General features: G+C 44.3%; 2 protein-coding genes. Both read left to right on the top strand.

The features are described 5' to 3' along the window. Positions 1-296 precede the first annotated feature (296 nt). Positions 297-1,478, top strand: coding sequence for a maltose/maltodextrin ABC transporter substrate-binding protein MalE (gene malE / locus QTO00_RS18040; protein ID WP_331426009.1), 1,182 nt, complete (start codon positions 297-299; stop codon positions 1,476-1,478). Positions 1,479-1,553: 75 nt separating this feature from the next. After that, on the top strand, positions 1,554-2,507 hold a 954-nt coding region (gene malF, locus QTO00_RS18035), incomplete at its 3' end, for a maltose ABC transporter permease MalF (protein WP_331426008.1).

Here is a 2,507-nt window from a genome sequence, read left to right as displayed (position 1 = left end):
GTTAACTTTTTGTAGGGGGAGTAGTAGGGGAGGAGCAGATTAGAGGTGTAGAACGCATTGCGAGATCGAGTTCAAATATTTTCTTTCTTACATGTTGAAATCGATCACATTAACAGCGCTAATTGAGAAGTTGGTCACTAACTCGTAACGATGGGGATCACGAAAATAGTCCATAATAGCTAGGGCGTAGGGAGTAGGAGGATGAGACATTAACCAGTTTGGCTGAAAATAATTGCTGAAATACGGTGAAACCTCTGGGTTGAGCCCTACAACACAAATATAAAAAGGATATGAACATGAAAAATGCCCTAAGCACAGTAGCACTAAGTACTCTTGTTGCTCTTGGCTCTTTTGGTGCTAATGCTGCTATCGAAGAAGGTCAATTAACAATCTGGATCAACGGGGATAAAGGCTACAACGGATTAGCGGAAGTTGGTAAGAAGTTTGAAGAAGATACTGGTATTAAAGTAACAGTAGCTCACCCAGATGGTCTTCAAGATCGCTTCCCTCAAGTAGCTGCTACTGGTGATGGTCCTGATATCGTGTTCTGGGCTCACGACCGTTTCGGTGGTTACGCAGAAGCAGGTCTTCTAGCAGAGGTTAAACCTTCTCCAGAAATTAAAGCGGGTATCGTTGATTTCGCATGGGATGCAGTTCAATACGATGGCAAGCTAATCGGTTACCCAGTAGCTGTAGAAGCTCTTTCTCTAATCTACAACAAAGACCTAGTACCAACTCCACCTAAGAGCTGGGAAGAAGTTGCAGAAATCGACGCTAAGCTTAAGAAAGAAGGCAAGTCTGCAATCATGTGGAACCTAAAAGAACCGTACTTCACATGGCCGCTAATGGCTGCTGATGGTGGTTACGCGTTCAAATACGGTGCAAACGGCTACGACGTTAAAGATGCAGGTATTGCAAAAGAAGGCGTTAAAGACGCTATGAACTTTGTTAAAGGTCTAGTAGACAAAGGCGTTATCTCTTCAGACATGGATTACTCAGTATCTGAGTCTGCATTCAACCAAGGCGAAACTGCGATGACTATCAACGGTCCTTGGGCATGGGGTAACGTTGATAAGTCTGGCATCAACTACGGTGTTGCGACGCTTCCTAAGTTCAACGGTCAAACAAGCAAACCTTTCGTTGGTGTACTAACAGCGGGTATCAGCACTGCTTCTCCAAACAAAGATCTAGCAGTTGAGTTCCTAGAGAACTACCTACTAACTAACGATGGTCTACGTAAAGTTAACGACGACAAGCCACTAGGCGCGGTTGCTCTTAACTCTTTCCAACGTGAGCTAGATGCAGATAAGCGCATCGCAGCAACAATGGATAACGCGATGAATGGTGAAATCATGCCAAACATCCCTCAGATGAACGCATTCTGGGGCAGCGCGAAAAACGCAATCATCAACATTGTTGATGGTCGCCAAACTGTAGATGCAGCACTTGCAGATGCAGAAACTCAAATGACTAAGTAATTAAGTTCTACCTTTTAAGGAGGGGGTAACCCCTCCTTCTTTTCAAGTTTAATTTATCGCTAGCAGGTTCTATTTATGCAGTCAGTTCAAGGTACAGGCGCCATGCCATCCCCGTCAACGAGCTTGCCCTCAAGTAAAAGTGTGTTCATTAAGTGGGCGTTGCTAGGCAGCGTCGGCATCGTAAATGGATATGCAACGATCTTAATGTATTCCCGTGGTGAGATGGCATTTGCCCTTCTTACCCTGATATTAACCTCTTTGGCAATCTACATTTTTGGTAGTAAAAAGACCTACGCTCACCGCTATATCTACCCAGGTATTGCCGGAATGATTCTATTCATTCTTTTCCCTTTGGCGTACACCGTAGGTCTTGCCTTCACTAACTACAGTGCTAAAAACCAGCTCTCATTAGAGCGTGCTCAATCGGTCTTACTTGATCGCACTTTCCAAAGTGGAGACAGCTACCCGTTCACGCTGTACAACACGGAAGATGGCTACAAAATTGCCATTAAAAAAGATGAGCAGCTTTACGTAACGGACGGTTTTCAACTAGCAGCGAATGCACCTACTGACTTAGACCTAGCTGTTGTTGATGCTGTTGAAGGCGAGAAAGAAGCGATTAAAACGATCGTTAAAAACCGTGCAACGATCAGTGGCATTGACCTACATTTCCCGACTGGTGAAGATGTACGTATGAGTGGCCTACGTAAGTTTGCTGCTGTAGTACAAAACTACACACTGCAAGACGACGGTGAAACACTCTACGACAACCGTAACAACGTGTACCTTAAGCCTAATTTCGATGAAGGTTTCTATCAGCCAATTAATGAAAATGGCGAATTTGTAGGTAACACAGTTTCTCCTGGTTTTATCATTAAAATCGGTGCTGAGAACTTTGAGCGAGTATGGAAAGATGAAGGCATTAAACAGCCGTTTATCAGCATTTTCATCTGGACGATTGTTTTCTCGGCTGCCAGTGTCGCTCTCACCGTTCTAATCGGTCTGGTTTTAGCGAGCGTGGTTCAATGG

It is taken from the genome of Vibrio sp. M260118 (genome assembly GCF_036533755.1).
Taxonomy (GTDB): Bacteria; Pseudomonadota; Gammaproteobacteria; order Enterobacterales; family Vibrionaceae; genus Vibrio.
Note: the sequence above shows the minus strand (reverse complement) of the source record. Positions and strands in the feature narration are given on the sequence as shown.

Excerpts from the sequence above, each read along its gene's own strand:
- malE (WP_331426009.1), top strand. The coding sequence starts at position 297 with ATGAAAAATGCCCTAAGCACAGTAGCACTAAGTACTCTTGTTGCTCTT.